Source organism: Vibrio sp. JZG10 (assembly GCF_054064075.1).
In genome coordinates, this window is sequence record NZ_JBSUGE010000064.1 from 1 (window position 1) to 614 (window position 614).

A 614-nucleotide genomic window follows, 5' to 3' on the forward strand; every position below is an offset into this window, starting at 1 on the left:
GCAAGAGCATCGTTTGACGTCAGTTCATTTTGGGTCGCGCAAGGGAATGCGGCGTCAGCTTGATATCGCCATACAGCATGCCCTTCATTAGGATAGTCACCCAACGGCGTATACTCTGCTTCAGGGTAAGTGTCTAAATACTCTTCTAAACTTGCTCTTTTCACTTCTTTAAGTTGCTTGAGGAGCTGCAGGTCAATACCGTGCTCATGATAGATCGTGCCTCTAGAATCGCTGCATGTTACTGGGGTTGCTCCCATGTGGTATAGCTTTTCAATTGCATAGATAGCGACGTTACCTGCGCCAGAAACGAGGCAAGTTTTGCCTTTGAGTGAATCATTACGGTCATTGAGCATGCATTCCGCAAAATATACGGTTCCATATCCCGTTGCTTCTTTCCTAACAAGTGAGCCCCCCCAAAGAAGGCTCTTGCCTGTAAGTACTCCTTCGTAGCGTCCCGTCAATCGCTTATATTGACCAAACATATAACCAATTTCACGCGCACCGACGCCGATATCGCCAGCAGGAACATCGGTAACAGGACCAATGTGGCGGTATAACTCGTTCATAAATGATTGGCAAAATCGCATGATTTCACCGTCAGATTTTCCTTTAGG

Annotated in this window: 1 protein-coding gene; it reads right to left on the minus strand. The window is 46.7% G+C overall.

The genetic code is table 11. From position 1 onward, the window contains the following. A partial coding sequence (locus ACWYVB_RS24140; protein ID WP_457530442.1) for a Glu/Leu/Phe/Val dehydrogenase dimerization domain-containing protein occupies positions 1-614 on the minus strand: 614 nt, incomplete at both ends.